Here is a 25,687-nt window from a genome sequence, read left to right as displayed (position 1 = left end):
GCGGGCCGGACGCCGTTCAGCGCCCCTGCCGACGGGCGTTGCCCAGCCCCACCAGCAGGAACGCGAGCGCCACGCCCGCCCCGCTCACCCCCGCCAGCGCCACCCTCGAGGCCAGCCCGCCCCCGGCGGACAGCAGGACCGCCACCGCGCCCAGCGAAGCCAACGCCGCCCCCACCACCAGCCACCCCACCAGGGCGGGGGCCGCCGGGCGGGCGCTGCGCGGCACCGGGCCGCCCTCCAGTGCGGCCCAGCGCGCCGCGCCCTCCCGCTGCTCTCCGCGCCGGTCCCAAGCCGCCCGCAGCCGCAGGGCCGTGCCACCGACCAGTCCGGTGATGGCCACCTGAGCGGCCGGGTGCCAGTCGGGCACGGCGAGCAGCAGTCCGCCCGCCAGCGCGAGGGCCGCCCACCAGAGCACGCAGGCCGCCGCGGCCGTACGGGTGGAGCGGGGCCGGTCGGCGCCGGCCTGGAGGTCGGCGATGGCGGGCAGGTACCAGACGCAGCCGCTCGCGGTGAGCGCGGCGGTGCCGATGGCGAGCACGGTGTGGGTCATGGGCCGGCCTTCCTGGGGCGCACGGATCACGAAGGGTGGGGGCCGCCCCCGCCCGCCGGGGGCGGCGGCACGGGCGGGGACGGCCGTTCGGGGTGACGGCCTCAGCCGTCGGCGGAAGAGGACGTGGACGTCTGGGCCCGCTGCGCCCGGGTCAGCGGCCGGTCGTACTTCACCGGCTCCACCCCGCCCAGGTGCCTGGCCGGCTTCCCGGTGTGCTCCAGGACGTCCCGGGCCGCGATGTCCGGGTGGTGGAGGTCGAAGGCCGGGGATTCGGAGCGGATCCGGGGCAGTCTGACGAAGTTGTGCCGGGGCGGCGGGCAGGAGGTGGCCCACTCCAGCGAGCGGCCCCAGCCCCAGGGGTCGTCCGAGGTGACGCGCTCGCCGTACTTGGCGGTCTTCCAGACGTTGTAGAGGAACGGCAGGATCGACAGGCCGAGCAGGAAGGACCCGATGGTGGACACGGTGTTCAGGGTGGTGAAGCCGTCCGAGGCGAGGTAGTCGGCGTACCGGCGGGGCATGCCCTCGGCGCCCAGCCAGTGCTGCACCAGGAAGGTCGCGTGGAAGCCGACGGTGAGCGTCCAGAAGGTGATCCGGCCGAGCCGCTCGTCGAGTTTCTTGCCGGTCATCTTGGGCCACCAGAAGTGGAAGCCGGCGAACATCGCGTACACCACCGTGCCGAACAGCGTGTAGTGGAAGTGGGCGACGACGAAGTACGAGTCGGAGACGTGGAAGTCGATCGGCGGGGCTGCGAGCAGCACGCCCGTCAGACCGCCGAACAGGAAGGTGACCAGGAAGCCGACCGTCCACAGCATCGGCGTCTCGAAGCTCAGCGAGCCCCTCCACATGGTGCCCACCCAGTTGAAGAACTTGACGCCGGTCGGCACGGCGATCAGGAAGGTCATGAAGGAGAAGAACGGCAGCAGCACCTGCCCGGTGACGTACATGTGGTGCGCCCACACCGTCACCGACAGCCCGGCGATGGCCACCGTGGCGGCGATCAGGCCCGCGTAGCCGAACATCGGCTTGCGGCTGAACACCGGGATGACCTCCGAGACTATGCCGAAGAACGGCAGCGCCAGGATGTACACCTCGGGATGCCCGAAGAACCAGAACAGGTGCTGCCAGAGCATCGCCCCGCCGTTGGCCGGGTCGAAGACGTGCGAGCCGAACTTGCGGTCGCATTCGAGCGCGAGCAGCGCGGCGGCCAGCACCGGGAAGACCAGCAGCACCAGCACCGAGGTCAGCAGCACGTTCCAGCAGAAGATGGACATCCGGAACATGGTCAGTCCGGGGGCGCGCATGCAGATGATGGTGGTGATGAAGTTGACCGCGCCGAAGATGCTGCCGAAGCCGGACAGCGTGACGCCCATGATCCACATGTCGGAGCCGACTCCCGGCGAGTGGACGGCGTCGGACAGCGGCGCGTAGAGGAACCAGCCGAAGTCGGCGGCGCCCTGCGGGGTGGCGAAACCGGCGGCGGCGATCAGCGAGCCGAACATGAACAGCCAGTAGGACAGCATGTTCAGGCGCGGGAACGCCACGTCGGGCGCGCCGATCTGCAGCGGCATGATCCAGTTGGCGAAGCCGGTGAACAGTGGCATCGCGAAGAGCAGCAGCATCACCGAGCCGTGCATGGTGAAGGCCTGGTTGAACTGCTCGTTGGAGAGGATCTGCGTTCCGGGCCGGGCGAGTTCGGCGCGCATGACCAGGGCGAGGATGCCGCCGATCAGGAAGAACGCGAACGAGGACACCAGGTACATGGTGCCGATCGTCTTGTGGTCGGTGGTGGTCAACAGCCTGACCACGGCCGAACCGGGCCGCCTGGCCCGAACCGGGTGTTGCGGCAGGGCCGTCGGCGGCGGGGTGGGGTCGCCCTGTGCCTGGGTGGCGCTCAAGGACGCACTCCTTCGGAACGTCGTGCGAATGGGTGGCGATCCATGATCCGGATCCACGCCACGTACGCCCCAGGGCCCTTGGGCCCGCCCGGCCCGGGCCGCTGGGCCCGAGTTCCGCACCGCACCCGGGACTTCCCGTCGGGCCCTGCGGTCCGCCGGCGGTCTGACCGGAGTTGGCGCCCGGTCAGTTCACGCGCCCGCCAACCGGGCGATCTGCCCGCGCTCCAGGGCCGCGTACACCGCCCCGTCCGGGCCGACGGCGATCCCGTGCGGTTCGGCGCCGGGGCCCGGGATCGGGTGGCCGTCCAGCCGCCCGTCCGGGGTGAGCACGCCGATCCGGCCTGCGCCCCACTCGGTGAACCACAGCCGTCCGTCCGGCCCGGCGGCGATCGCGTGCGGCTTGGCCGCGCGGTCGGCGAGCGGGTACTCGGTGACCTGCCCGTCCACCGTGATCCGCCCGACCAGTCCACCGCCGATCCCGACGTACCAGAGCGCGCCGTCGGCCCCGGCGGTGATCCCGACCGGCGCGGTGCCCCCGGTGGGCAGCCGGTGGACGGTCACCTCGCCGTGGACACTCACCCGGGCGATCGCGTCGGCCTGGTTGAGGGTGCACCACAGCGCGCCGTCGGCCCCGGCGGTGATCACCGAGGGGAAGGCCCCGGCCTGCGGCAGCGGATACTCGGCCACCTCCCCGTCCACCGTGATCCGCCCGACCCGATGGGCGTTGAGTTCGGTGAACCACAGTGCCCCGTCCGGTCCGGCGGCGATCCCGTACGGCCCGGCGTCCCCGGTCGGCAGCCCGTACGACGAGATCTTCCCGTCCACGGTGATCCGCCCGATCCGGTGGTCCCGCATCCGGCTGAACCACAGCGCCCCGTCCGGCCCCACGGTGATCACCGAGGGGCCGCACCCCGGCGCCCCCAGCCCGAGGCGTTCCACCGCCCCGTCGGCGCCCAGCCGCCCGATCTCCCCGGCGTGCACCAGGGTGAACCACACGCCCCCGTCGGGGCCGACGGCAATCCCGTACGGCCCGTCCCCCGCCCCGGCCACCTCGAACAGTTCCACCCGCACCCCTCCATCCCTATCGCGACTCCCGTCGCATTAGCGATGCTCGCACACCTGCCCTACCGGGGGCAACCAGGTCACTCGCGCCCGCCCGGCAGCCCCCGGAGGACCGAGACCACGCCCATGCCCGCCGCGCACACCGGCACCGCCAGCAGTGCGCCGATGATGCCCGCGATGCCGGAACCGGCCACGACGGCGACCATGATGGTCGCCGGGTGCAGCTCGACCGTGCGGCTCTGGATGACCGGCTGGAGGATGTTGCCCTCGATCATCTGGACCGTCAGCACCACACCGAGCGCCCACAGCGCGGTGCCGAGCCCGCCGTCGGCCAGCGCGACCAGCACCGCCACCGTGCCGGACAGGAACGCGCCGACGAACGGGATGTACGCCCCCATGAAGACCAGCGCGCCCAGGCCCGCGGCGCCGGGGACGCCGAGGGCGAGCAGGCCGACGGTGATGAAGGCCGCGTCGATCAGGGCGATCAGCGTGGTGCCGCGCATGAAGCCCGCCATCGCGTCGAAGGCACGGTCGGCGCAGGCGACCACGGTCTCGGCGCCGCGCCCGGGCAGGGTGGCGCGGATGGCGTCACCGGTGCGGTGGCCGTCGCGCAGGAAGAAGAAGACCAGCGCCAGGGCCAGCACCGCGCCGGTGATCAGCTGGGTGAGCAGGCCGAGCCCGGAGAGCACGCCGTTGGTCAGCGTCGAGACCAGCGAGTTGGTCTCGCCCTTGGCGTTCTCCAGCGCGTGCTGGATCTTCGCCCCGAACGGTCCGAGCCACCGGGCCAGCCGCTGCCCGGCGGCCGGGAGCGAGGCGGCGATCTGCGGGGCGCTGTGCACCAGGGAGTTGACCAGCAGGGCGACCACCCCGACCACCGCGACCACCAGCACCAGGCAGGTCAGCCCGGCCGCCAGGCTCCGGCTCAGCCCCCGCCGCACCAGCCAGGGCACCACCGGGTGGAGCAGTGAGGCCCCCAGCAGCGCCAGGAGGAACGGCACGGTGGCGGCCCTCAGCTCGACCAGCGCGAACACCACCAGGGAGCCCACGGTGATCAGCAGGATCACCGCCACCGACCAGGCCGCCGCACACCGCACGGCGGGCGGCAGCATCAGGTACGGCCTGCGGTGGTCGGGCCGCCCACCGGGCGGGCGCTCCACGGACACGGCAGCCTCCGACGGGGGTCGTCGTTGAGTCCGAACCGACCCATCTCAACAGAGAATCTGACGATCCGCCCGTTGTGGTGGCTAGCCCACCGCCTCGATCCGCACCGCCCCGCCCCCGCCCGCGAAGGCCAGTACGCGGTGCGCCTCCGCCTCCGCCGCCTCGCGGTCCGCCGGCGCCAGGCGGACGAACGGCTGGACGGCCACCTCCCGCTCCCCCGTCAGCCCCCACGTCCCGGCGACCAGCCCGTCCACCAGCAGGGTGCCGGGCACCAGCCCGTTCCGGGTCATCACCCGCCCCTTGTACTCCTCCGGCAGCACCCGGCTCCGGTCGGCGTGGGAGAGCAGCAGGTTGTCGAACGGCGCGACCAGCCGCACCGGCGCCGGGGCGTCCGGCTCCGGCCGGGGCGCCTGCGGCAGGTCGTACAGCAGCCGGCCCTGCTCGTCCCGGAAGGTCAGCAGCCGCGGCGCGACCCGCTGCAGGACGGGGCCGAGGCCGGGAAGGCCGCACCACTTCCTCAGGTCCGCCGCGCCGGCCGGGCCGAAGGCGGCGAGGTAGCGCAGCACCAGGCCGTCCGGCGAGGGCTCGGGGTCGAGCGGGCGGCCGAGCCAGGCCTCGGCGGTGGTGTGGGCGGCCGGTCCGCCGCGCCCCCACAGTCCCCGCGGCGGCACCTGGACCAGCGGCAGCAGGCACCGCGCGGCCTGGGCCAGCGCCGCCGGGTCGCGGTCCGGGCGGGTGGCGGCCAGCAGCGCGCCGAGCCGCTGGAAGGTGCGCGGCTCCTCCTCGACCAGGGCGCGGGCCTCGGCGGCCAGCACGGCCAGGTCGAGTCCGGCCAGCCGCTTGCCGTAGGTGGTCCGCAGGGCCTGGTCCAGGACGGGCTGGAGCAGCGGACGCAGGGTCAGGCAGTCCTCGGCGGTGACCAGGTGGATGGTACCGCGCTGGAGCGCGATCCGGACCACCGCCCGCTGTTCGATCAACCCGGTGAGCTGCTCCGGGGCGAAGCCGTCCAGCCGGGAGAGCAGCCCGAGGTACGGCGGCTGGGGGGCGGCCTGGGCCTGGAGGCCGCCGAGGTGGTGGATCACCTCCAGGGGTGTCCGGTCGGTACGGGCGAGCAGGTGCTGACGGGCCAGCAGTGCGCGGCTCAGGGCGCGGGTGCCGAGCACCGTCACCGGCGGCCGTCCACGACGGAGCGCAGCACGGAGATCCGGTTGGTGGTGATGGAGGCGGCGCCGGTGTCGCGCAGTCGGCGCATGGTGCGGCGCAGGTCGGCGGTCCAGGTGGAGACGGCGAGTCCCTCGTCCGTCGCTTCCCCGACGAACCGGGGGGTGACCAGACCGAACGGCGGGTTGAGGAAGCGCGGGCGCAGGTCGCGCAGCAGGGCGGGCGCGGGCATCCGCGGCTGCTTCCAGGTGAGCGCGATCTCGGCGTCCGGGCTGAGCTCGCGCACGGCGAGCATGGCGGTGGTGTGGCCGCAGAAGGCGACCAGCGCCTCGGCACCGAGCCCGGTGACGACGGACCAGGTGGCGGCGGCCGGGCCGGGGTCGTCCAGGTCGATGAGCAGGCGCGGGCCGTTGGCTTCCGCCACGGCCTTGATCGCCTCGGCGAGGGTGGGGACGGCCAGTTCCCCCTGCCGCAGCTCGTCCAGCTGCTCGGTGGTGACCCGGCCGATCGAGCGCGGGTCGCCCCAGAGCCGTTCCAGGGTGGGGTCGTGCAGCAGCACCGGCACCTTGTCGCGGGTGAGCTGGACGTCCACCTCGACGGCGTCGGCCCCGGCGGCGAGCGCGGACTCGACGGAGGGCAGGGTGTTCTCGCGGTGGCGGTACGGGTCGCCGCGGTGGGCGACGGCGAGCACCGGGCGGCGGTCGGCGGGGGCGGCGGGGCTCATCGGATCCTTCCGGACAGCCAGGGGGTGAGGTCGTGGAGGCCGAGGGACTCGCGGTAGCCGGCTTCCCCCGGGACGGTGACGATCAGGGTGGTGGACGGCGGGAAGGTCCGCGCCCTGACGTGCACCAGGCCGGACCAGACGGAGTTCAGGAAGGCCGGGACGCTGTCGCGCGGGACGTCGAAGGGGATGCCCTCGACGGTCACGGTCACCTCGTCGTGGGTGAACAGCCGGACGGCGGTGCGCGGGCTGCCGTCGAACTCCAGCAGGGCTTCGTGCGGGATGGCGTCCGGTCCGTCCTCGTGGCCGACCAGCCCGGCGAAGGTCCGGTCGCTCCCGACGTCGTGCTGGGCCCGCACGGCGCGGCCGTGCCGGGCGGCGACGGCCTCGATCGCCAGCACGGCGCTCTGGGTGGTCGGCAGGTGCGGGGGCGGCATCCGGGCCTCTCGGTCGGGACTCGTCTTCGGTTCTTCGGTGTGGCTCGGCGGGGAGTCGGAAGGGAATCGGAAGGGAGGTGGCTAACGCCGCTCGATCATCACATTGGTCGACTTGATGACCGCCGTGGCGGGTGCGCCCGGCACCAGGTTCAGCTCCTCCGCCGACTCCCGGCTGATCAGCGACACCACCCGGAACGGCCCGGCCTGCACCTCCACCTGCGCGGCCACGTCGCCGAGCACCACATGGGTGATGATCCCGGGGAAGCGGTTGCGCGCCGAGGACGGCCGGCCCTCGGCCTCGGCGTTCTCCGGCCGGGCCAGCTCGCGGGCGAAGGCGGCGAGCTCGGCCCCGGGGATGATCCGGTGCCCGTGCTCGTCCCGCACGGCGGCGAGCCGCCCGGCGTCCACCCAGCGCCGCATGGTGTCCGCGCTGACGCCGAGCAGCGCCGCCGCCTCACCGATGCGGTACGGGTTGACCGGCAGCTCGGGCTGGCCCATGTGCGACTCCTGACGGTGGTTCGAGGTACGGGGTACGCGCCCCCCGTCCGCCATCCTGCCGTACCGGGCACGCCGACGGGAAACAGCCCCGGACCAGCCCACGGAGGCGGCACGGCGGCACGGCCTACGGCTCGCCGAACAGGTCCCGCCGCACGGCGTCCCCGGCGGTGAGCACCGCCCCGGCGAGCACCGCCCCGCCGCCCGCCGTACCGGCCCGCACCTCGGTGCGCAGCGGGGAGAACCCGGCCAGCCGCCGTTCGACCCGGCCGGCCAGCTCGGCGCCGCCGGCCCGGCCGATCTCGCCGCCGAGCACCACGCAGCCCGGGTCGAGCACCACGCAGAGCGCGGCCGCGCCGAGCGCGATCCGCTCGGCCAGCTCGTCCAGGAACGCCTCGCCCGCCGCACCGGCGGCCAGTGCGGTGCGCACGGCGGCCTCGGCGGCGGACGCGTCCCCGGCCGGGTCGGCGGACAGCCCGTGGCTGCGGGCGAGCGCGCAGATCGCGGCGCTGCCGACCAGGCCGTGGAATCCGCCCTCGCAGCTGTCGGCGCTGGGCAGCCCGACCGTGCCGGGGACGGGCAGGAAGCAGATCTCGCCGGTACCGCCGGAGAAGCCCCGGCGCAGCCGGCCGTCCAGGATGACGGCGGCGCCGACGCTGTGGCCGAGCCACATCAGCACGAAGGTGTCGCGGTCGCGCGCGGCGCCGACCCGGTACTCGGCCCGGCCGGCCAGGTTGACCTCGTTCTCCAGGATGACATCGGTGCCGGGCAACTCCCGCAGTGCGGTGAGGAGTTCGGCGTGCCAGCCGGGGAGCTTGCCGGTGCTGTGCAGTCGGCCGGTGGCGGGGTCGACCAGGCCGGGGGCACCGACCGCGACGGTGTGCAGCTGCTCGACCCCGGCGCCGCGCGCGGTCTCCAGCAGGGTGCGGACGATCCTCTCGGCGACGCCCGCGTCGGCTGCACCTACGCCCGACGCCTCGGCCGACGCCTCGACCGGCACCTCCGCGGTGGCGAGGCTGCGCCCGGCGAGGTCGGCGACGACCAGGCTGACCCCGCCCTCGCGGACGTCGAAGGCGGCGATGTGGGCGCGGGAGGCGACCAGCGCGTAGAGCCGGGCGTTGGGGCCGCGCCGCTGTTCGCCGCGCTCGCCGACGACGGCCACCAGGCCGGTGCGCTGGAGGCGGTCGAGCAGGTCGGCGACGGTCGGCCGGGACAGGCCGGTGAGGTCGCGCAGCTCGGTCGCGGTGAGCGGACCCTGTTCGAGCAGGAGGTTGAGCGCCAGGCGGTCGTTGATCGCCCGGGCGGTGCTCGGCGTGGCCGTACGCGCGGTGGTCATGGCCGGTCATCCTTCCAGAGTGTTTCTATCAGGGTCCCTTCCTGATAATTTATCGAACCGATCGCACGAACCGCCGGACGGCCCACCCCGCCGCGCGGACCCGTCGGCCTGCACGTAGACCACCCACAGGGCACCGTCGCGCCCCGCCACGCGCGACCGGGAGGGAACGCCGCATGACAGTCACGACCCCGCAAACCCCGGAACCACTCGCCGACCCACGCCGCTCCCGGCTGAGCATCGCGCTGGTCTTCGGCGTGCACGGCGCCGTCAGCGGCACCTTCGTCACCCGCATCCCGTGGATCCAGGACCGGCTGGACCTCTCCCCCGGCCAGCTCGGCCTGGCCCTGGTGATGCCCGCCATAGGCTCCTCCCTCGCGATGCCGCTCGCCGGGCGCTTCGTCCATCGCCACGGCGGCCGGGCCGCGGTGCGCGGGCTGATCTCGCTCTGGTGCCTGGCCCTCGCCCTGCCCGCGCTCGCCCCCTCACTGCCGGCGCTGTGCGCGGTGCTACTGGTGTACGGCGCCACCGCGGGCACAGCGGACGTCGCGATGAACGCCCAGGGCGTGGAGATCGAGCGGTGCCTCGGCCGCTCGATCATGTCCGGGCTTCACGGGATGTGGAGCGCGGGTGGACTGCTGGCCTCCGGCTTCGGCATCCTGGCCGCCCACCTGGACCTCGACGCCCGGCTCCAACTGGCCGTCACCGCCCTGGTGTTGCTCGCCCTCGCCCAGCCGGTCTGCCGGAGCCTGCCGGACTTCCGGGCGCCCGAGGCGGCGGAGGAGCCGCCGCACTTCGCCCTGCCGCCGCGCAGCTCGCTGGTGATCGGACTGGTCGGCTTCTGCGCGGTGTTCGCCGAGGGCGCCTCGATGGACTGGAGCGGCGTCTACCTCAAGACCGTCACCGGCGCCTCCGCCACCCTCGCGGCCGCCTCCTACACCGCCTTCTCGCTCACCATGGCGGTCAGCCGCCTGGCCGGGGACGCGGTGATCCGCCGCCTCGGCGCCGTCCGCGCCACCCGGCTGGGCGGTGCGACCGCCACCCTCGGCGGCGTCCTGGTGGTGGCCGCCGACCACCCGGCGCTGGCCATCCCCGGCTTCGCCCTGATCGGCGTCGGCATCGCGGTGATCGTGCCGCTCGCCTTCGCCGCCGCCGGACGGATCGGCAGCAACCCCAGCCAGGCCATCGCGGGCGTCGCCACCGTCACCTACACCTCCGGCCTGGTCGCCCCAGCCGTGATCGGCGCCCTCGCCCAGGCCACCTCGCTCACCGTCTCCTTCGGACTCGTCACGCTGCTCGCCTTCGCCCTGCTGCTGAGCGCCGGGGCACTGCGCCGGGCCGAACCGGATTCCACCGACAACAAGGTGACCGCGTCGTCGCCGGGAAACACTTCCGGAAAAGATCTCTCCGCGATATGACCGACCATTCGCCGGGAAATTCCCGCTGATATCGCCGACCGCCGAGCGCACCCCAGCGCCCGGCGGTTTTCCGCGACCGGCGCGGGCCGACCTCACGGCCGCCCTGGAGCGGCTGTGCACCGTCGGCCCCGCCGAGGTGGTCGCTCTCGGCTTCTGCTTCGGCGGCCGCCAGGCCTTCCGCACCACCGCACCCCGCTTCGGCCCGGCCGGGGCGGTCGGCCGACTTCCCTCCGCCGAGCCTAAATCCCTTTGCGCGGCCGGACGTTGCGGTCCGACACTGGGGCCGTGCTCGGATTCCTCAAGACCGACGACGAAACCCTGGTCTCCTGCCTGGGCGATCCCCAGCGCACCGTGGCGGCCTACCACGAGCTGCTCCGGCGCGGGCCGGGCGCACTGGGCGCGATCCGCGCCGGGCTGTCCCATGACCACTCGGCCGTCCGGGAGGGCTGCTGCCGCCTCCTGGACCACCTGGTCGACACCGACTCCATGGACCTGCTCGTCGCCATGGCCGACGACCCCGACGCCGAGGTCAGGGTCGCCGCCTTCCACGCCCTGGCCTGCGACCGATGCAAGGACGACGCCTGCGCCCCGGGCGCGGGCCTGGTCCTCGAACCCGCGCTGCGTCACCTGGCCGACGACCCCGACCCACGGGTCCGGGCCAGGGCCGCCGAACTGGTCGGCAAGTTCGCCCACAGCGACGCCCGCGCCGTCGCCGCCCTTCAGGCGTGCCAGGCCGGCGACCCGAGCCCGGCCGTCCGCAAGAAGGCGGGCTGGTACGCCCCCGGCGGGCCCATCCACCGACGGACCGCGCCACGCGCCGGACGGAGCCTCAGGGCTGGTTGAGGTAGGTGAGCGCGGCCCGGACGCGGCGGTTGGTGTCGTCGTCGTCCGCGATGCGGAGCTTGCCGAACATCGAGGTGGTGTACTTGCCGACCGCGCTGTCACTGGGGAACAGCCGCCGCCCGATGGCCTGGTTGGACAGTCCCTCCGCCATCAGCCCGAGCACCTGGTACTCGCGCTCGGTGAGCTGGCTGAGCCCTCGCTCCGGTGGGCTCGCGGACAGCAGCTTGGCGATCACCGCCGGGTCCATCGCCGTGCCGCCGGCCGCGACCCGCTCCAGCGAACCGATGAACTGGTCGGCGTCGAAGCCCCCAGGACCACCCCAGCACCACCGAGCCCGCCCACACGGCCGGGACCAGCAGGGTCACCGCCGCGACCGCGCACGCCCGCGGGAACCCCGTCGCGGCCTCCGTCGCCCACCCGCCCAGCTTCCCCAGGAGCCCTTCCTCGTCTTCCGTCGGTGCGCCCACTGTGCACCGCGCGGAACCCCCGTCCGCCCCGGTCCGGCCCGGGAGTGCGGCCAGACCCACCCAGGTGTGCGTCCAGCCGGACCCCTGCGCCCCGGGTAGAGCCCCACCCGCCGTCATGCCGATCGCGATCACCGGCGTCGGCCCTGCCCCGACCGGCCCCGCTCCCGCGACCGGTTAGGCTCTCGCCGTGCCCGCAGCCCTGACGACCTCCGCCGCGCCGACCGCCGAAGAGCCCGCCGAGCCCGCCGCCCACGGCGGGCGGCACCCGGCCCGCTCGGCCTGGTGGCGGTTCGGCCTGCTGGTGGTGCTGCTGGGGGCCTGCGCCGGCTCGCTGCTGCTGTGGAGCCCGACCGACCTGCTCTCCGGCGGGCTGGCGCACCGGATGCCCGGTTACTGGTTCGCCCCGCTGTTCACCCTCGTCTACGCGGTCGGGACGCTCGCCTTCGTGCCGCGCCCCGCGCTGAACGCCGCGGCCGGGCTTCTGCTGGGCATCCAGCAGGGGGTGCTGCTCGCGGTGCTCGGCACCACGCTGGGCGCGGCCCTGGCCTTCGCGCTCGGCCGGGGGCTGGGCCGGGAGGCGCTGCGGCCGTACCTGCGCGGCAAGGTGCTCGGCGCCCTCGACCGGCGCTTCACCGACCAGGGCTTCCGCAGCGTCCTGGTGCTTCGGCTGCTGCCCGGGCTGCCGTTCCAGGCGGGCAACTACGGCGCGGCCTTCTCCGGGGTCCGCTTCCTGCCCTTCCTGTTCGCCACCGCGATCGGCGTGGTGCCGACCACCGCCGTGTACGTCGTCGCCGCGGCCAGCGCGGACCAGCCGGGCTCGGCCGCGTTCCTGGTCTCGGCCGGGGTGATCGCCCTGCTGGTGCTGGGCAGCCTGGTCGGGCTCTGGCGGGCGGCCGCGGCCCGCCGCCGGGCGCAGGCCGGCTGACGCCTCGCTCGCGCCCCCGCAATTCGCTCGCGCCTGCGCGCCATCGGGGCCACGATGTCCCGCATGACCGAACTCACTCCGCGGGTGGACCCGCCGATGGCCGCCGACGAGGCCGCCATGCTCACCTCCTGGCTCGACTACCACCGCAGCACCCTCGCCCTGAAGTGCGAGGGCCTGACCGACGACCAGCTGCGGCTGCGCTCGGTCCCGCCGTCCACGCTCTCCCTGCTCGGTCTGGTCCGGCACATGGCCGAGGTCGAACGGCACTGGTTCCAGGGCGTCCTGCTCGGCGAGGAGTTCGCCACCGGCCACTACTGGACCGAGGCGGACCCTGACGGCGACTTCGACCACGTCGACACCGCCGACGTCGCCGCCGACTTCGCCACCTGGCGCGCCGAGATCGAGGCCGCCAGCCGGGCGGTTGCCGGCCAGCCGCTGGACACCGTCGGCAAGCGGGCGCGCCAGGACCAGGAGGTGACGCTCCGCTGGATCCTCGTCCACATGATCGAGGAGTACGCGCGGCACAACGGGCACGCGGATCTGTTGCGGGAGCTGGTGGACGGTTCGACCGGCGAGTGAAATCGTTTCCGCATTGTTGACAGAGGGTCAGTTACCCCGTGACCGCTACCGATATGGTCTACGCGCGCAACCGTACCGCGCCGTGCCGCGTCGCTGTCTTTGCCCGGGTCCGCCCGGGTTTCCGGTGCGGCACGACTCGTACGGGGGCCGCGAGCGGGCACGGGACCGGTGAACAGTGCGATACTCGGACAGTTCCGACGAGTGGATGACGTGTCAAGAAGGACACGCACCCCCCGGGGGGACCAGACGGGACGAGGCAGGGAGGCGCGGCATGGGAGCACTTCGCGACGAGCACCACAACGGGTGGCTGATGCCCTCCGGGAACTACCCGGCCGCGGTGTACGACGACGAGTGGGTGGATCAGGAGACGGTGCCCGCCGTCCCCGCGCCCGCGAAGATCGTCTCCCTGCGGCCGACGGGCTTCGAGGCGGCCCGCACGGTCGGTGAGCACATCCGGGCGAGCACCCCGGTGGTCATGGACCTCACCGAGATGGACGAGGCCGAGGCCAAGCGCATGGTCGACTTCGCCTCCGGGCTGATCTTCGGCACCCGGGGCGGCATCGAGCGGATCGCCCGCCGGGTCTTCCTGCTCACCCCGGCGGACGTCGAGGTGATGGTGATCGACCGACCGCTGGACGAGACCGGGTTCTACAACCAGAGCTGACCGGAGCGGCGCGGGCCGGACGGCCCGCAGCACCCCCACCGGGGGCGGCACCCCAGCCGCCCCCGGTTTTTGCGGTCCGCGTTCGATTCTCCTATGGCGCAGCTGAGACCAGCAGAACAAATATGAGACATGAATGTCTCATCTGGCCTACACTCGACTCATGGCCACCGACCGTGACACCGTTCTGGAAGCCGCCGTCGGCGTGCTGTCCCGCCGCCCCACCGCCCACCTGGACGAGATCGCCCGCGCCGCGGGCATCAGCCGGGCCACCCTGCACCGGCTGTTCCCGGGCCGCGACGCGCTGATCCGCGACGTCGGCCGGCTCGGCCTGCAACGCTTCGCCGCCGCACTGGACACCGCCGCCGTCGAGGAGGGCGACGCCCGGACGGCCCTGCGCCGCCTGGTGGACGCCGCCGTCCCGGACGCCATGCTCTGCGCCTTCCTGGCGGGCGAGAACCAGCTCTACGACGACGACGAGATCAACGACCTCTGGGAGGTCCAGATCGACCGGCTGCACGCGCTCTTCCTGCGCGGCCAGCGCGAGGGCGTCTTCCGGATCGAGCTGAGCGCGGCCTGGCTGAGCGAGGCCTTCTTCGACCTGGTGGCCGGGATCGGCTGGGCCATCCAGGACGGCCGGCTCGCCCCGCGCGACGCCGCCTTCTCCCTCGCCGAGCTCTTCCTCGGCGGCGCGCTGCGCCGGGACCCCACTCCTTCGAACCCACAGCACCTCGGACCGGAAACCGGAAACCGATAACCCATGAGTGGTACCCCCGTCCTGACCGCCCGCCAGCGCTGGACCGGCCTCGCCGTCCTGGTACTGGCCGTCACCGTGGTCGCCCTGGACGCGACCGTGCTCTCCCTCGCCCTCCCCTCCATCAGCGAGACGCTGCGCCCCAGCGGCACCCAGCTGCTGTGGATCGGCGACTCCTACTCCTTCGTGCTGGCCGGCCTGCTGGTCAGCATGGGCGCCCTGAGCGACCGGATCGGGCGCAAGAAGCTGCTGCTGACCGGCGCCACCGCCTTCGGGGCCGCCTCGCTGCTGGCCGCGTACGCCCCGGGCCCGGGCTGGCTGATCCTGGCCCGGGCGCTGCTCGGTGTCGCCGGGGCGACGATCATGCCCTCCACCCTCTCGCTGATCCGCGGGCTGTTCCCGGACGACCGGGAGCGGGCCACCGCGATCGGCGTCTGGGGCGCGGCCGCCACCGCCGGTGCCGCGCTCGGCCCGGTGGTCGGCGGGCTGCTGCTGGAGTACTTCTGGTGGGGTTCGGTGTTCCTGCTGAACATCCCGGTGCTGGCCCTGCTGCTGGTGTCCGGCGCCTGGCTGCTGCCGGAGTCCCGGGACCCGAAGCCGGGGCGCTGGGACGTGCTGAGCGTCGCGCTGTCGATGGCCGGCGTGATCGGCGTGGTGTACGCGGTCAAGGAGGGCGCCGCGCACGGCCCCGCCCGCTGGGACGTGCCGGTCACCTTCCTGCTGGGCGCCGCCGCGCTGGCCCTCTTCGTCCGCCGCCAGCTGCGGCTGGAGACCCCGCTGCTGGACGTCCGGCTGTTCCGGGACCGCCGGTTCACCGCCGCCGCCACGGCCTCGCTGATCTCGCTGGTCGGCCTGTCCGGCGTGATCTTCGTGGTCTCCCAGTACCTCCAGCTGGTGCGCGGCTACGACCCGCTCCAGGCGGGCCTGGCGGAGCTGCCGGCCTTCGCCGGTTCGGTGGCCGGCGGGCTGCTGACCGCCCGGATCGCCCGGCGCTTCGGCGCGCGCCGGGCCCTGGCCGTCAGTCTGCTGGCGATGGGCCTGGCCACGGGCGGGCTGGGCTGGATGGAGCAGGACACCACCTACCTGCTGCTGGCCGTCTCCTTCCTGGTGACCGGCACGGCCGAGGGCGTGGTCTACACCCTCGGCGCCGACCTGGTGCTGACCGCCGCTCCCGCCGACAAGGCCGGGGCCGCCTCGGCGGTCTCCGAGACGGCGTACGAGCTGGGCACCGCGCTCGGCATCGCGCTGGTCGGCTCGGTGGTCGGCTCGATCTACACGAACGGGCTGTCCGTCCCGGCCGGGGCCTCCCCGGAGGTCGCCGCCCGGGCCGGGGAGTCGCTGGGCGCGGCCGTGGAGACGGCACGGGGGCTGCCGCCGGAGCTGGCGCAGCCGCTGCTGGCGAGCGCGAAGGACTCCTTCGTCCACGGCCTGAACAGCGCCGGGCTGCTGGCCGGGGTGCTGCTGGCCGGCGCGGCCGCGCTGGCCTGGTGGCTGCTGCGCGGCCGGTCCGCGCCGACGCCGGCCGGGCCGACCGAACACGCCCGGCCCGAGCAGCCCCAGCGGGTGCCCGCCTAGAAAGGCGGGAGAACGGCTGTTCCGGATTCGGGAACGGCCGTTCTCGCACGTGCGGCGTCGGCTACGAGACCCCGAAGGGCAGCTCCAGCTCCGCCCAGACCACCTTGCCGTCCCTGGTCAGCCGGCTGCCCCAGCGCTGGGCCAGCTCGCTGACCAGGAACATCCCGCGTCCGCCCTCGTCCTGCTCGGCGAAGGGGCGCAGCTGCGGGGTGGCGCCACCGGCGTCCGAGACCTCGACGGTGAGCACCCGGTCGTGGAACAGCCGCAGGCGGCGCGGCGCCTCGGCGTGTAGCAGGGCGTTCGTGACCAGCTCGCTGACCAGCAGTTCGGCGTAGTCGGAGAGCGCGCTCAGGCCCCAGGCCTCCAGGGTGGCGCGGGTGAAGCGGCGGGCCGTGCCGGGGAGCTTGCCGCCGCCGGTGAGCGGCAGGGTGGCGATCCGGTCGGCGGGCACCGGCAGCGCCCTGGCCATGATCATCGCGATGTCGTCCTCGGTGCCGTCGGTGACCAGGGCGCCGATCACGGCGTCGCAGGTCTCCTCCAGCGTCCGGCCGGGGCCGGCCAGGGTTCCGGCCAGCAGGTCGATGCCGTCATCCAGGTCCTGACCGCGCCGCTCGACCAGGCCGTCGGTGTAGAGGGCGAGCACGCCGCCCTCGGGGAAGGTGAACTCGGTCGACTCGAAGGCGACCCCGCCGACGCCCAGCGGAACGCCCGGCGGCACCTCAACCCTGCGGGCGATGCCGTCGGTGCCCACCCAGACCGGCGGCAGGTGCCCGGCCGAGGCGACCTGGACGGTGCGCTCCAGCGGGTCGTAGACGGCGCAGATGCAGGTGGCGAACTGGCCCTCGCCGATCCCCGAGGCGGTTTCGTCCAGCCGGGTGAGGACCTGCTCGGGCGGCATGTCCAGGGTGGCGAGGGTCCGGGCGACGGTGCGCAGCTGGCCCATGGTGGCGGCGGCCCGGATGCCGTGGCCCATCACGTCGCCGACCACCAGGGCGACCCGCCCGCAGGAGAGCGGGACCACGTCGAACCAGTCGCCGCCGACCTCGCTGACCACGCTGCTGGGCAGGTAGCGGTAGGCGATCTCCAGACCGAGGGTGCGGTGGATCTCCTGCGGCAGGAGGCTGCGCTGGAGGGTGAGGGCGGTCTCCCGTTCGCGGCGGTAGAGCCGGGCGTTGTCGAGGGCCAGGGCGGTGCGGGCGACGAGTTCCTCGGCAAGTGCGACGTCGGCCTCGTTGAAGGGCTCGGGGTTGCGCATCCGGATGAACTCGGACCCGCCGAGCACCATGCCCCGGGCGGTGATCGGGACCATCAGGTACGAGTGGATGCCGGCGGCCATCCCGGGGGCGACGCGGTCCTCGCTGGACACCAGGCCGCGCAGCACCTCCTCGTCCACGTGGGCGCGCAGCAGCGGGCGTCCGCTGCGCAGGCACTGGGTGTAGCTGCGGTCGGGGGCGTACTCGGAGGTCTCGCCGACGACGTCCACCGCGTGGGCGAGGCCGGTCTCGTAGTTCTCCCCGACGGCGACGGCACGCAGGGTGACCGACCGGTCGGAGGGGATCGGGGTGGGCTCGGCGCCGCGCAGCACCGGTTCCAGCAGGTCGACGGTGGCGAAGTCGGCGAACCGGGGGACGACCGCCTCGATCAGCTCCTCGGCGGTGCGCTGGAGGTCGAGGGTGGTGCCGATCCGGGCGGTGGCCTCGGCGATGGTGGCGAGGCGTTCCTGGGCGCGGGCGGCGCGGGCCTCGGCCTGGAAGCGCTCGGTGACGTCGATGATCGAGGAACAGACGCCGAAGACCTTGCCGGTGGAGTCCTCCAGCCGGAAGTAGGAGGCGGACCAGGCGTGGTCCCGTCGGGGGTCGCCGGGGACGCGGCCGTGCGAGCGGGCGTCGACCACGGGCTTGCCGCTCTTGAGCACCTGTCTCATGATCTGTTCGATCTCGGCGGTGTTGATGCCGGGCAGGACGGCGGATATCCGCCGGCCGAGGTGGCCGGCGACCGGGACGCCGTTCATCCGGGCCAGTGCCTCGTTGATCCGGACGAAGCGCAGGTCGGTGTCATAGACGGCCATGCCGATCGGGGAGCGGCTGAAGATGCCGCCCAGCACGGCGAGGTCGGCCTCGATCGCGTGGATGGCCCGGGTGTCGGAGGCGGTGGCGAGCAGCAGCAGGGTGCCGGCCGGTCCGGCGATCGGGTAGGTGCGGAACTCCAGCTCGACCCGGTGCCCGTCGCGGTGGCGGACCGGGAAGACGAAGGAGGAGCCGTTGCCGGCCATGATCCGCTGGAACAGGTCGAGCACGGCGGGCCGGTCGGCCTCGTCGGTGAGCAGCCGGGCGGCGTAGCTGCCGACAGCCTCCTCGGCGGAGTACCCGAGCAGGGCCTCGGCGTCCTCGCTCCAGTGCAGGATCAGTCCGTCGGCCTGGAGCAGCGCCGTGGCGAGCGGAACGAGGCGGTGGCCTTCCGGGCGTGCGGCATCGCCGTCCGGCGCGGGGCCGGCGGCGCTGGTCGCGTCCCACTCGTGTCCGTGCATTCAGGCAGCACCCCGGTTCGCTCGTACCCGGCCGGAGGGGCCTCACGGTCCGTGCCGGCCGGGTTTCTTCTCCAGACTGCACGGACATCGGCCGCCCGGCGACCCCTTGGCCAGGGGGCGTCCGGTCGCTCGGTTGTACGGGCGTCATGGGCGTACCGGCCGCAGCGTACTCTCCAGAACGCCCGCCCACTGCCGGATCACACCGGAACGTCGAACGCTGTCGTCGGTGAGCAGGTTGGCCAGGCCGAGTCCGCGGGCGAGGTCGAGGGTGGCCTGCACCGATTCGCGCACGCCGGGGCGGCTCTCGTCGGCGTCCAGGAACTCCACGGCGGCCCGGTGGGCCTCCCGGCCGACGTGGCCCTCCAGGGCGATGATCCGCTCGCGCAGGGCCTCCTCGGTGGCGGCGGCGGTCCACAGGTGCAGGGCGGCGCGGAACAGCGGGCCGGTGTAGAGGCGGACGATCATGTCGACCACGGCCCGGGTGCGGTCGGGGCCGGCGGCCGGCAGTTCGTCCGCGTGGGTGCGGACGGCTGCCAGCCGCTCGGCGGTGACGTGCTCGACGGCCGCGGTGAACAGGTCCTCGCGGGTCGGGAAGTGGTGCTGGGCGGCGCCCCGGGAGACGCCGGCCCGTTCGGCGACCACGCTGACGGTGGAGCCCTGCCAGCCGAGTTCGGCCAGGCAGTCCACGGCGGCCGCGAGCAGCCGGGCCCGGGTCGCGCGGCTGCGGTCCTGCTGGGGGGTGCGGACGGCGGGGTGGCTGGTCATGTCGGGTGGCGGTTCCTGTGTCGACGGGGTCTGTTCGGGTGGGGGCGCGGCGGGTCGATCCTCACAGACGGGCCGCGGTCTCCGTCCGCCGGGGGTCCCGGCCTTCAGGAGGCGGCTCCGGCCCGGTCGGCCTCGCGGGCGCGCAGTTCGCGGCGCAGGATCTTGCCGGCCGCGGACCTGGGGACGGCGTCCACGAACTCCACCGCGCGCACCTTCTTGTACGGGGCGACCCGGCCGGCGACGTAGTCGGCGACCTCCTCCCCGGTCAGGCCGGTGCCCGGGACGCGGACCACGAAGGCCTTGGGGCACTCCGTGCCGTCGGCGTCGGCGACGCCGATCACGGCGGCGTCGGCGATCCAGGGGTGTCCGAGCAGCACGGCCTCCAGTTCGGCGGGGGCGACCTGGTACCCCTTGTACTTGATCAGCTCCTTGACCCGGTCCACGACGAACAGGTAGCCGCGTTCGTCCACGTAGCCGATGTCGCCGGTGTGCAGCCAGCCCTCGGCGTCGACCACGGCGGCGGTGTCGCAGGGCCGGCCGAAGTACCCCTTCATCACCTGGGGGCCGCGGATCAGCAGCTCGCCCCGCTCCCCCGGGCCGAGGTCGTCCCCGGAGCCGTCCAGGGCGGTGACCCGCAGTTCGGTGGAGGGCACGAGCCGGCCGACCGAGCCGGGCGAGGGGGCGGGATCGGTCGGGGAGACCACGTGGGTGACGGGTGACAGCTCGGTCATCCCGTAGCCCTGGAGCAGGTGCGGCAGGTTCAGCCGGCGGGCGCAGGCCGCGGCGAGCTCCTGGTCCAGGGGGGCGGCCGCGCACAGCAGGTACTCCACCGAGGAGAGGTCGAAGCGGTCCACGAGCGGGTGCCTGGCCAGCGCGAGGACGATCGGCGGGGCGACCACCAGGCCCTGCACCCGGTGCTGCTCGACCGCGCGGCAGAACGTCTCCAGGTCGAAGCGGGGCAGCACGACCACGGTGGCGCCGCACCGCAGCGGCTGGTTGAGCAGCGCCGTCAGGCCGTAGATGTGGAAGAAGGGCAGTACGGCGAGCACCCGTTCGCCCACGGCGGGGCGGTAGAGGGCGTCGGTCTGGGCGAGGTTGGTGGCGATCGAGCGGTGGGTGAGCATCACGCCCTTGGGCAGGCCGGTGGTGCCGCTGGAGTACGGCAGGACGGCGATGTCCTCCCTCGGGTCGACGGCCGGCTCGGGGGCGGGGCCGGTGGCGGCCAGCAGGTCGGCGAGCGAGGGGTGGCCCTCGGCGCCGTCCAGGACGACCGTCCCGGTCAGCGGCCGGCCGGCGGCGGCGAGCAGGTCGGCGGCCGCCCGGGCGGTCGGCAGGAACGGGGAGACGGTGATCAGCCAGCGGGCGTCGCTGTCGCCCAGTTGGCCGGCCAGCTCGCCGGGGGTGCTCAGCGAGGACACCGTGGTCACGGTGGCGCCGGCCCGGCTGGCGCCGTAGTAGGCCGCCGGGTAGGCGATCGAGTTCGGGCTGAACAGCGCCACCACGTCGCCCTTTCGCACCCCCGCCTCGGCCAGCCCGGCGGCGACCCGCTCGACCGAGGCGGCGAGCCGGGCGTAGCTGACCCGCTCCCCGGTGAGGCCGTCGATCAGGGCCGTCCGGTCGCCGTACCCGGCGGCCGGTGACAGTACCGCTTCGTGGATCGGCAGGTCGACGTCGGGAACGTCCGGGAACTCGCTTCGGAAGACCAAGGCATGCCTCCAGTAAGGAAGTTGACGCGACAACTAAGTGGTTCCGGGGTGCGCTCAGGAGCATACGGACAGTCAGGGGGCAGGCTCGGCCATTGTGAGGAACCCGGGGCGGTGCACGCGTGGCGCGGTTGCTCCGGAGGGCGCCCGACCGGGCGGTTTGCAGCACGGCCGCCCACCCCCGAGGTGCGGCCTCGGACCATGGAGCAACCCCCGTGAGACCTCCCTCCGCCCATCTGCCCTCCTCCCGCCGTCTGCTCGCCGCCGCCACCGCCGCGGCCGCGCTCACCCTCGGTACGGCGCCGGCCGCGCTGGCCGCGCCGGGCGACAACGGCGACATCAAGGTGCACGAGAGCAGCACGCCGCTGACCGACCAACGCGACCAGCTCAAGGTCTGCCGGCTCTACCTGGACGCCTCCAACTTCGACACCCTCCAGCTGGTCAACTGGACGATCGAGCAGGCCCCGCCGACCGGCACCGCCCTGGTCCAGTCCGGGGCGATCACCCTCGCCAACGGCACCGGCGTGACCAGCGCGCTGACCCTCCCGGACGGGCACTACAAGCTCGAATGGACGTTCGCGGGTGAGACCGGCGCGGCGAGGCAGAAGGTCTTCGACGTCTCCTGTGCCACCTCGGCCCCGCTGCCCGCGCACCTGCCCGGCGGGCCGCACGGCGGACCGCACGGCGGAGTGGGCACCGGCGGCGGCACCTCGGGACCGGACGCCGCCGAGGTGCTCGGCGGCTCCGCCCTGCTGGCCGGTGCCGCCGGGCTCTGGATCCGCGCGACGCGCCGCCGCTCCGGACGCAATGCCACGTCCTGACCGCCCCCTGCGCGCCCGGCGCGGCGGCCCCGGCCCGATGGCGGCCGGGGTCGTCGCGCTGGTCCTGGCGGCCGGCGGCGGCTGGCTCCTCCATGACGGCACCGACGGCCTCGGCGGCCCACCGCTGCCCGCCCCGGTACCGCCGGCGTCCACCGCCCCGACCGCCGCCCCGACCGGGACGGCGAAGCCGACCCCGGCACCCGCCGTCCCGCCGCTGGCGGCCTCGGTGCCGACCCGGATCCGGATTCCCGCGATCAAGGTCGACGCCCCGGTGACCGGCCTCGGGCTGACCCCCTCCCAGCAGCTGGACACCCCGCCGACGGACCAGCGCAACCTGACCGGCTGGTACCGGGACGGCACCGCGCCCGGCGCCGCCGGGAACGCCCTCGTGGTCGGCCACGCCGACACCCGCAGCGGACCGGCCGTGTTCTACCGGCTCGGACTGCTGCGCGTGGGCGACACCGTCGAGGTGAGCCGCAAGGACCGCCGCGTCGCGGTGTTCACCGTCGACTCGGTCCGGGTCATCCCGAAGCGGGACTTCCCCGACGCCCTGGTGTACGGCCCCACCGAGCGGGCCGAGCTCCGGCTGATCACCTGCGGCGGGAAGTTCGACCGGAAGACCGGGTACGAGTCCAACACCGTCGTGTTCGCCCACCTGTCGAAAACCCGCTAGACCGGTTTGCCGGATCAGTACGACTTCGGCAGGCCGAGGGTGTGCTGGGCGACGTAGTTGAGCACCATCTCCCGGCTGACCGGGGCGACCCTGCCGACCCGCGTGGCGGCCAGCAGGGCGCCCAGGCCGTACTCCTGGGTGAGGCCGTTGCCGCCGAGGGTCTGCACCGCCTGGTCGACCGTCCGGGCGGCGGCCTCCCCGGCGGCGTACTTGGCCATGTTCGCCGCCTCCCCCGCGGCGACGTCCTCGCCCGCGTCGTAGAGCAGCCCGGCCTTCTGGGTCATCAGCCGGGCCAGCTCGATCTCCACCGCGCACTGGGCCAGCGGGTGCGCCAGGCCCTGGTGGGCGCCGATCGGGGTGGACCAGACGGTACGGGTCTTCGCGTACTCCACCGCCTTCCCGAGCGCCTGGCGGGCCAGGCCCAGCGAGAAGGCGGCGGTGAGGACGCGCTCCGGGTTGAGGCCGGCGAACAGCTGGAGCAGGCCGGCGTTCTCGTCGCCGACCAGGGCGTCGGCGGGCAGCCGGACGTCGTCCAGGAAGACCTGGAACTGCTTCTCGGGGGCGACGAGTTCCATCGGGATCGCCCGGTACTCGAAGCCGGGGGTGTCCCGTGGCACGACGAACAGGCAGGGCTTGAGCTTGCCGGTGCGTGCGTCCTCGGTGCGGGCGACGAACAGCACGGCGTCCGAGTGGTCGATGCCCGAGACGAACACCTTGCGGCCGGTCAGCAGCCAGTCCTCGCCGTCCCGGCGGGCGACGGTGGAGATCCGGTGCGAGTTGCTGCCGGCGTCCGGCTCGGTGATGCCGAAGGCCATCCGGCGGCTGCCGTCGGCCAGACCGGGCAGCCAGCGCTGCTTCTGCTCCTCGGTGCCGTAGCGGGCTATCACCGTGCCGCAGATCGCCGGGGAGACGATCAGCAGCAGCAACGGGCAGCCCGCGGTGCCGAGTTCCTCCAGGACGATGGCGAGGTCGCTGATGCCGCCGCCTCCGCCGCCGTACTCGGCGGGCAGGTTGACGCCCAGGTAGCCGGCCTTGCCGGCCTCCGCCCACAGTTCGTCGGCGGGCTCGCCGGCCCTGGCCTTGGCGAGGTAGTAGGCGGAGCCGTAGCGGCGGCCGAGGTCGCCGACGGCCTTGCGCAGGGCGGTGCGTTCGGGGGTTTCGAGGAGCTGACTGCCGATGCCGGACATGCGGGGGTCCTTCCTCAGGCTGTACGGGGGTCTCAGGCCGGTTCGGTGGACTTGACGACGGCGAGCAGGGTGCCGAGCTCGACCTGTTCGCCGGGGGCGACGCGAAGTTCGGCCAGGATGCCGTCGGCGGGGGCGGTGACGCGGTGCTCCATCTTCATCGCCTCCAACACGAGCAGCGGCTGCCCGGCGGTGACGGTGTCGCCGACGGCGGCGGCGGTGCGCAGGACGGTGCCGGGCATCGGGGCGAGCAGGGCGCCCGGGTCCGTGCGGACGGTGGGGTCGGGGAATCGCGGCAGCGCGGTGAGCGCGATGCTGCCGGTCGGGGTGTCGACGTGGACCCGGTCGCCGTAGCGGGCTACGGCGTAAGGGCGTTGGACCGCTCCCTCGCGCAGCACGACCAGGTCCGCGGTGGCGTCCACGAGTTCGACGTCGCCGTGGCCGTCGGTCTCCAGGCCGGCCCTGGTCCGGCGGTAGCGGACCTCCAACTCCTCTCCGTCCGCGGCCCGGTAGCGCCTGGACTGGGGCTGGGAGGGCAGATTGCGCCAGCCGGACGGCAGGGCGGTCCGGCGGGCTGCCGCCTCGGCGAGGGCGGCGGCCAGGGCGGCGCGCCCGGCGCTCCTGGCGTCGGGGGCGGTGAGTTCGGCCGCGTGCTCGGCGAGGAAGCCGGTGTGCAGGTGCGCGGCGAGGAAGGCCGGGTGCCGCAGCGCGCGGACCAGCAACTCCCGGTTGGTGGCCGGGCCGTGGATCCGGGCGCGGGCGAGCACGTCGGCCAGCCGGCGGGCGGCGGCGGCTCGGGTCGGCGCCCGGACGATCACCTTGGCGAGCATCGCGTCGTAGTGCGGGGTGATCTCGCTTCCGGGCTCCACACCGGAGTCCAGCCGCACCGCGCCGTTGCCGAACTCCGTGTGCTCCGAGTCGAGTTCGAGCCGGTGCAGGGTCCCGGTCGCGGGCTGCCAGTCCTTGGCCGGGTCCTCCGCGTACAGCCGGGCCTCGATCGCGTGGCCGGCGGTCGGCGGCGGAGCGGCCGAGGGCAGCTCCTCCCCCTCGGCGACGGTGAGTTGGAGCGCGACCAGGTCCAGGCCGGTGACCGCCTCGGTGACCGGGTGCTCGACCTGGAGGCGGGTGTTCATCTCCAGGAAGAAGAACCGGCCGTCCTCGGTGAGCAGGAACTCGGCGGTCCCGGCGCCGACGTAGCCGATCGCCCGGGCGGCGTTCACCGCCGCCGTGTGCAGCTCGGCCCGTACGTCCGCCGGCAGGCCGGGCGCCGGGGCCTCCTCGATCACCTTCTGGTGCCGCCGCTGAAGCGAGCAGTCGCGGTCCCCGACCGCCCAGACCGTGCCGTGGGCGTCGGCCAGCAGCTGGACCTCGACGTGCCGGCCGGTGGGCAGATAGCGCTCGCAGAACACCTCGTCCGAGCCGAAGGCCTTGGCCGCCTCCGCCCGGGCCGCCTCGATCTCGGCGGGCAGGTCCGCGAGGTCCCGGACGACGCGCATGCCACGGCCTCCGCCGCCCGCCGCGGCCTTGACCAGCACCGGGAGGTCGGCCTCGGCCGGCTCGTCCAAAGCCCCCAGAACGGGCACCCCGGCCGCGGCCATCAGCCGCTTGGCGGCGGTCTTGGAGCCCATCGCGGCGATCGCGGCCGGCGGCGGGCCGACCCACACCAGGCCCGCGTCCAGCACGGCCCGCGCGAACTCGGCGCTCTCGGAGAGGAACCCGTACCCCGGGTGGACGGCGTCGGCCCCGGCCTCCAGCGCGGCCCGCACGATCAGCTCGCCGCGCAGGTAGGTGTCTGCGGGCGCCGCGCCGGGCAGCCGGACGGCGGCGTCGGCCTCCCGGACGTGCGGGGCGCCGGCGTCCGGGTCGGAGTGCACGGCGGTGGTCGCGATGCCGAGCTCCCGGCAGGTGCGGAACACCCGGCGGGCGATCTCGCCCCGGTTGGCGACCAGCAGGTTGGTGATCGTGGTCATGGTCGGT

General features: G+C 74.2%; 23 protein-coding genes and 1 pseudogene. 9 read left to right on the top strand and 15 right to left on the bottom strand.

Annotated elements, in window-relative coordinates:
* Positions 1-16 precede the first annotated feature (16 nt).
* From HS99_RS44110 to HS99_RS17275, 9 genes are all read right to left on the bottom strand, one after another.
* A complete protein-coding gene (locus HS99_RS44110; protein ID WP_063737870.1) occupies positions 17-550 on the bottom strand; it encodes a hypothetical protein in 534 nt (177 codons plus the stop codon).
* 101 nt (positions 551-651) lie between these two features.
* The gene (gene ctaD / locus HS99_RS17310) at positions 652-2,397 is read right to left on the bottom strand and encodes an aa3-type cytochrome oxidase subunit I (protein ID WP_050367185.1); all 1,746 of its coding nucleotides are present in this window, start codon (positions 2,395-2,397) and stop codon (positions 652-654) included.
* A 237-nt stretch (positions 2,398-2,634) separates the two neighbouring features.
* Positions 2,635-3,516: a Vgb family protein gene (locus HS99_RS17305; protein ID WP_030550668.1), complete on the bottom strand. Its 882-nt coding sequence runs from the start codon at positions 3,514-3,516 to the stop codon at positions 2,635-2,637.
* A gap of 71 nt (positions 3,517-3,587) precedes the next feature.
* Complete coding sequence (locus HS99_RS17300; protein WP_223886156.1) at positions 3,588-4,670, bottom strand: AI-2E family transporter; 1,083 nt, start codon at positions 4,668-4,670, stop codon at positions 3,588-3,590.
* Positions 4,671-4,751: 81 nt separating this feature from the next.
* Positions 4,752-5,837, bottom strand: coding sequence for a winged helix DNA-binding domain-containing protein (locus HS99_RS17295; RefSeq protein ID WP_043388142.1), 1,086 nt, complete (start codon positions 5,835-5,837; stop codon positions 4,752-4,754).
* Positions 5,834-6,553 (bottom strand): glycerophosphodiester phosphodiesterase, encoded by a 720-nt coding sequence (locus HS99_RS17290; protein WP_030278785.1) that lies wholly within the window; start codon positions 6,551-6,553, stop codon positions 5,834-5,836. The genes HS99_RS17295 and HS99_RS17290 overlap by 4 nt, the downstream gene beginning before the upstream one ends.
* Positions 6,550-6,987, bottom strand: coding sequence for a hypothetical protein (locus tag HS99_RS17285; RefSeq protein ID WP_030550673.1), 438 nt, complete (start codon positions 6,985-6,987; stop codon positions 6,550-6,552). The genes HS99_RS17290 and HS99_RS17285 overlap by 4 nt, the downstream gene beginning before the upstream one ends.
* Positions 6,988-7,068: 81 nt before the next feature.
* Positions 7,069-7,485 carry a TOBE domain-containing protein gene (locus HS99_RS17280; RefSeq protein WP_030278789.1) on the bottom strand — a complete coding sequence of 139 codons (417 nt, stop codon included), beginning with the start codon at positions 7,483-7,485 and terminating at the stop codon, positions 7,069-7,071.
* Between the two features lie 124 nt (positions 7,486-7,609).
* Positions 7,610-8,818 (bottom strand): ROK family transcriptional regulator, encoded by a 1,209-nt coding sequence (locus tag HS99_RS17275; protein WP_030550675.1) that lies wholly within the window; start codon positions 8,816-8,818, stop codon positions 7,610-7,612.
* A gap of 173 nt (positions 8,819-8,991) precedes the next feature.
* Here HS99_RS17275 and HS99_RS17270 point away from each other — a divergent pair, with 173 nt between their 5' ends.
* Positions 8,992-10,233 (top strand): MFS transporter, encoded by a 1,242-nt coding sequence (locus HS99_RS17270; RefSeq protein ID WP_046385825.1) that lies wholly within the window; start codon positions 8,992-8,994, stop codon positions 10,231-10,233.
* A gap of 285 nt (positions 10,234-10,518) precedes the next feature.
* A complete protein-coding gene (locus HS99_RS17265; protein ID WP_030278794.1) occupies positions 10,519-11,076 on the top strand; it encodes a HEAT repeat domain-containing protein in 558 nt (185 codons plus the stop codon).
* Here the strand turns inward: HS99_RS17265 and HS99_RS17260 are convergent.
* A pseudogene (locus tag HS99_RS17260) lies at positions 11,063-11,380 on the bottom strand (response regulator transcription factor); the annotation flags it as partial. The gene HS99_RS17265 and the pseudogene HS99_RS17260 sit on opposite strands and share 14 nt — an antisense overlap.
* A gap of 350 nt (positions 11,381-11,730) precedes the next feature.
* Here HS99_RS17260 and HS99_RS17255 point away from each other — a divergent pair.
* The 5 genes from HS99_RS17255 (at position 11,731) to HS99_RS17235 (ending at position 16,037) form a co-directional block, all read left to right on the top strand.
* A complete protein-coding gene (locus HS99_RS17255; RefSeq protein ID WP_223886155.1) occupies positions 11,731-12,468 on the top strand; it encodes a TVP38/TMEM64 family protein in 738 nt (245 codons plus the stop codon).
* A 63-nt stretch (positions 12,469-12,531) separates the two neighbouring features.
* Positions 12,532-13,047, top strand: coding sequence for a DinB family protein (locus HS99_RS17250; RefSeq protein ID WP_050366975.1), 516 nt, complete (start codon positions 12,532-12,534; stop codon positions 13,045-13,047).
* A gap of 271 nt (positions 13,048-13,318) precedes the next feature.
* Complete coding sequence (locus HS99_RS17245; protein WP_050366974.1) at positions 13,319-13,711, top strand: cell division protein SepF; 393 nt, start codon at positions 13,319-13,321, stop codon at positions 13,709-13,711.
* Between the two features lie 160 nt (positions 13,712-13,871).
* On the top strand, positions 13,872-14,465 hold the full coding sequence (locus tag HS99_RS17240; protein ID WP_046385826.1) for a TetR/AcrR family transcriptional regulator: 594 nt from the start codon (positions 13,872-13,874) through the stop codon (positions 14,463-14,465).
* Positions 14,466-14,468: 3 nt separating this feature from the next.
* Positions 14,469-16,037 (top strand): MFS transporter, encoded by a 1,569-nt coding sequence (locus HS99_RS17235; RefSeq protein WP_078938632.1) that lies wholly within the window; start codon positions 14,469-14,471, stop codon positions 16,035-16,037.
* A gap of 61 nt (positions 16,038-16,098) precedes the next feature.
* Here the strand turns inward: HS99_RS17235 and HS99_RS17230 are convergent, their stop codons facing one another.
* The 3 genes from HS99_RS17230 to HS99_RS17220 all read right to left on the bottom strand — a co-directional run bounded on the left by HS99_RS17230 (position 16,099) and on the right by HS99_RS17220 (position 21,035).
* Positions 16,099-18,564, bottom strand: coding sequence for a SpoIIE family protein phosphatase (locus HS99_RS17230; protein WP_046385827.1), 2,466 nt, complete (start codon positions 18,562-18,564; stop codon positions 16,099-16,101).
* A 144-nt stretch (positions 18,565-18,708) separates the two neighbouring features.
* On the bottom strand, positions 18,709-19,329 hold the full coding sequence (locus tag HS99_RS17225; protein WP_030278809.1) for a TetR/AcrR family transcriptional regulator: 621 nt from the start codon (positions 19,327-19,329) through the stop codon (positions 18,709-18,711).
* Positions 19,330-19,433: 104 nt separating this feature from the next.
* Entirely contained in the window at positions 19,434-21,035 is a 1,602-nt protein-coding gene (locus tag HS99_RS17220; protein ID WP_030550683.1) for a 4-coumarate--CoA ligase family protein, read from the bottom strand.
* Positions 21,036-21,247: 212 nt separating this feature from the next.
* Here HS99_RS17220 and HS99_RS17215 point away from each other — a divergent pair, with 212 nt between their 5' ends.
* Complete coding sequence (locus HS99_RS17215) at positions 21,248-21,853, top strand: hypothetical protein (protein ID WP_232543019.1); 606 nt, start codon at positions 21,248-21,250, stop codon at positions 21,851-21,853.
* Positions 21,840-22,526: a class F sortase gene (locus tag HS99_RS17210; RefSeq protein WP_043388143.1), complete on the top strand. Its 687-nt coding sequence runs from the start codon at positions 21,840-21,842 to the stop codon at positions 22,524-22,526. The genes HS99_RS17215 and HS99_RS17210 overlap by 14 nt, the downstream gene beginning before the upstream one ends.
* Before the next feature lie 14 nt (positions 22,527-22,540).
* Here HS99_RS17210 and HS99_RS17205 read toward each other — a convergent pair whose 3' ends face one another.
* Positions 22,541-23,713: an acyl-CoA dehydrogenase family protein gene (locus HS99_RS17205; protein WP_030550690.1), complete on the bottom strand. Its 1,173-nt coding sequence runs from the start codon at positions 23,711-23,713 to the stop codon at positions 22,541-22,543.
* Between the two features lie 32 nt (positions 23,714-23,745).
* A complete protein-coding gene (locus HS99_RS17200) occupies positions 23,746-25,680 on the bottom strand; it encodes an ATP-binding protein (RefSeq protein WP_030550692.1) in 1,935 nt (644 codons plus the stop codon).
* Positions 25,681-25,687 lie beyond the last annotated feature (7 nt).

Origin of the sequence: Kitasatospora aureofaciens (assembly GCF_001188955.3) — a bacterium.
In the GTDB taxonomy this organism is placed as follows: Bacteria; Actinomycetota; Actinomycetes; order Streptomycetales; family Streptomycetaceae; genus Kitasatospora; species Kitasatospora aureofaciens.
Note: the sequence above shows the minus strand (reverse complement) of the source record. Positions and strands in the feature narration are given on the sequence as shown.

Bases quoted from the DNA above. Each gene is read 5' to 3' on its own strand.
- HS99_RS17235 (WP_078938632.1), top strand. From the start codon at position 14,469: ATGAGTGGTACCCCCGTCCTGACCGCCCGCCAGCGCTGGACCGGCCTC.
- HS99_RS17275 (WP_030550675.1), bottom strand. From the start codon at position 8,818: ATGACCACCGCGCGTACGGCCACGCCGAGCACCGCCCGGGCGATCAAC.
- HS99_RS17250 (WP_050366975.1), top strand. From the start codon at position 12,532: ATGACCGAACTCACTCCGCGGGTGGACCCGCCGATGGCCGCCGACGAG.
- HS99_RS17290 (WP_030278785.1), bottom strand. From the start codon at position 6,553: ATGAGCCCCGCCGCCCCCGCCGACCGCCGCCCGGTGCTCGCCGTCGCC.
- HS99_RS17205 (WP_030550690.1), bottom strand. From the start codon at position 23,713: ATGTCCGGCATCGGCAGTCAGCTCCTCGAAACCCCCGAACGCACCGCC.
- HS99_RS17210 (WP_043388143.1), top strand. From the start codon at position 21,840: ATGCCACGTCCTGACCGCCCCCTGCGCGCCCGGCGCGGCGGCCCCGGC.
- HS99_RS17230 (WP_046385827.1), bottom strand. From the start codon at position 18,564: ATGCACGGACACGAGTGGGACGCGACCAGCGCCGCCGGCCCCGCGCCG.
- HS99_RS17280 (WP_030278789.1), bottom strand. From the start codon at position 7,485: ATGGGCCAGCCCGAGCTGCCGGTCAACCCGTACCGCATCGGTGAGGCG.
- HS99_RS44110 (WP_063737870.1), bottom strand. From the start codon at position 550: ATGACCCACACCGTGCTCGCCATCGGCACCGCCGCGCTCACCGCGAGC.
- HS99_RS17270 (WP_046385825.1), top strand. From the start codon at position 8,992: ATGACAGTCACGACCCCGCAAACCCCGGAACCACTCGCCGACCCACGC.
- HS99_RS17240 (WP_046385826.1), top strand. From the start codon at position 13,872: ATGGCCACCGACCGTGACACCGTTCTGGAAGCCGCCGTCGGCGTGCTG.
- HS99_RS17245 (WP_050366974.1), top strand. From the start codon at position 13,319: ATGGGAGCACTTCGCGACGAGCACCACAACGGGTGGCTGATGCCCTCC.
- HS99_RS17225 (WP_030278809.1), bottom strand. From the start codon at position 19,329: ATGACCAGCCACCCCGCCGTCCGCACCCCCCAGCAGGACCGCAGCCGC.
- HS99_RS17200 (WP_030550692.1), bottom strand. From the start codon at position 25,680: ATGACCACGATCACCAACCTGCTGGTCGCCAACCGGGGCGAGATCGCC.
- HS99_RS17285 (WP_030550673.1), bottom strand. From the start codon at position 6,987: ATGCCGCCCCCGCACCTGCCGACCACCCAGAGCGCCGTGCTGGCGATC.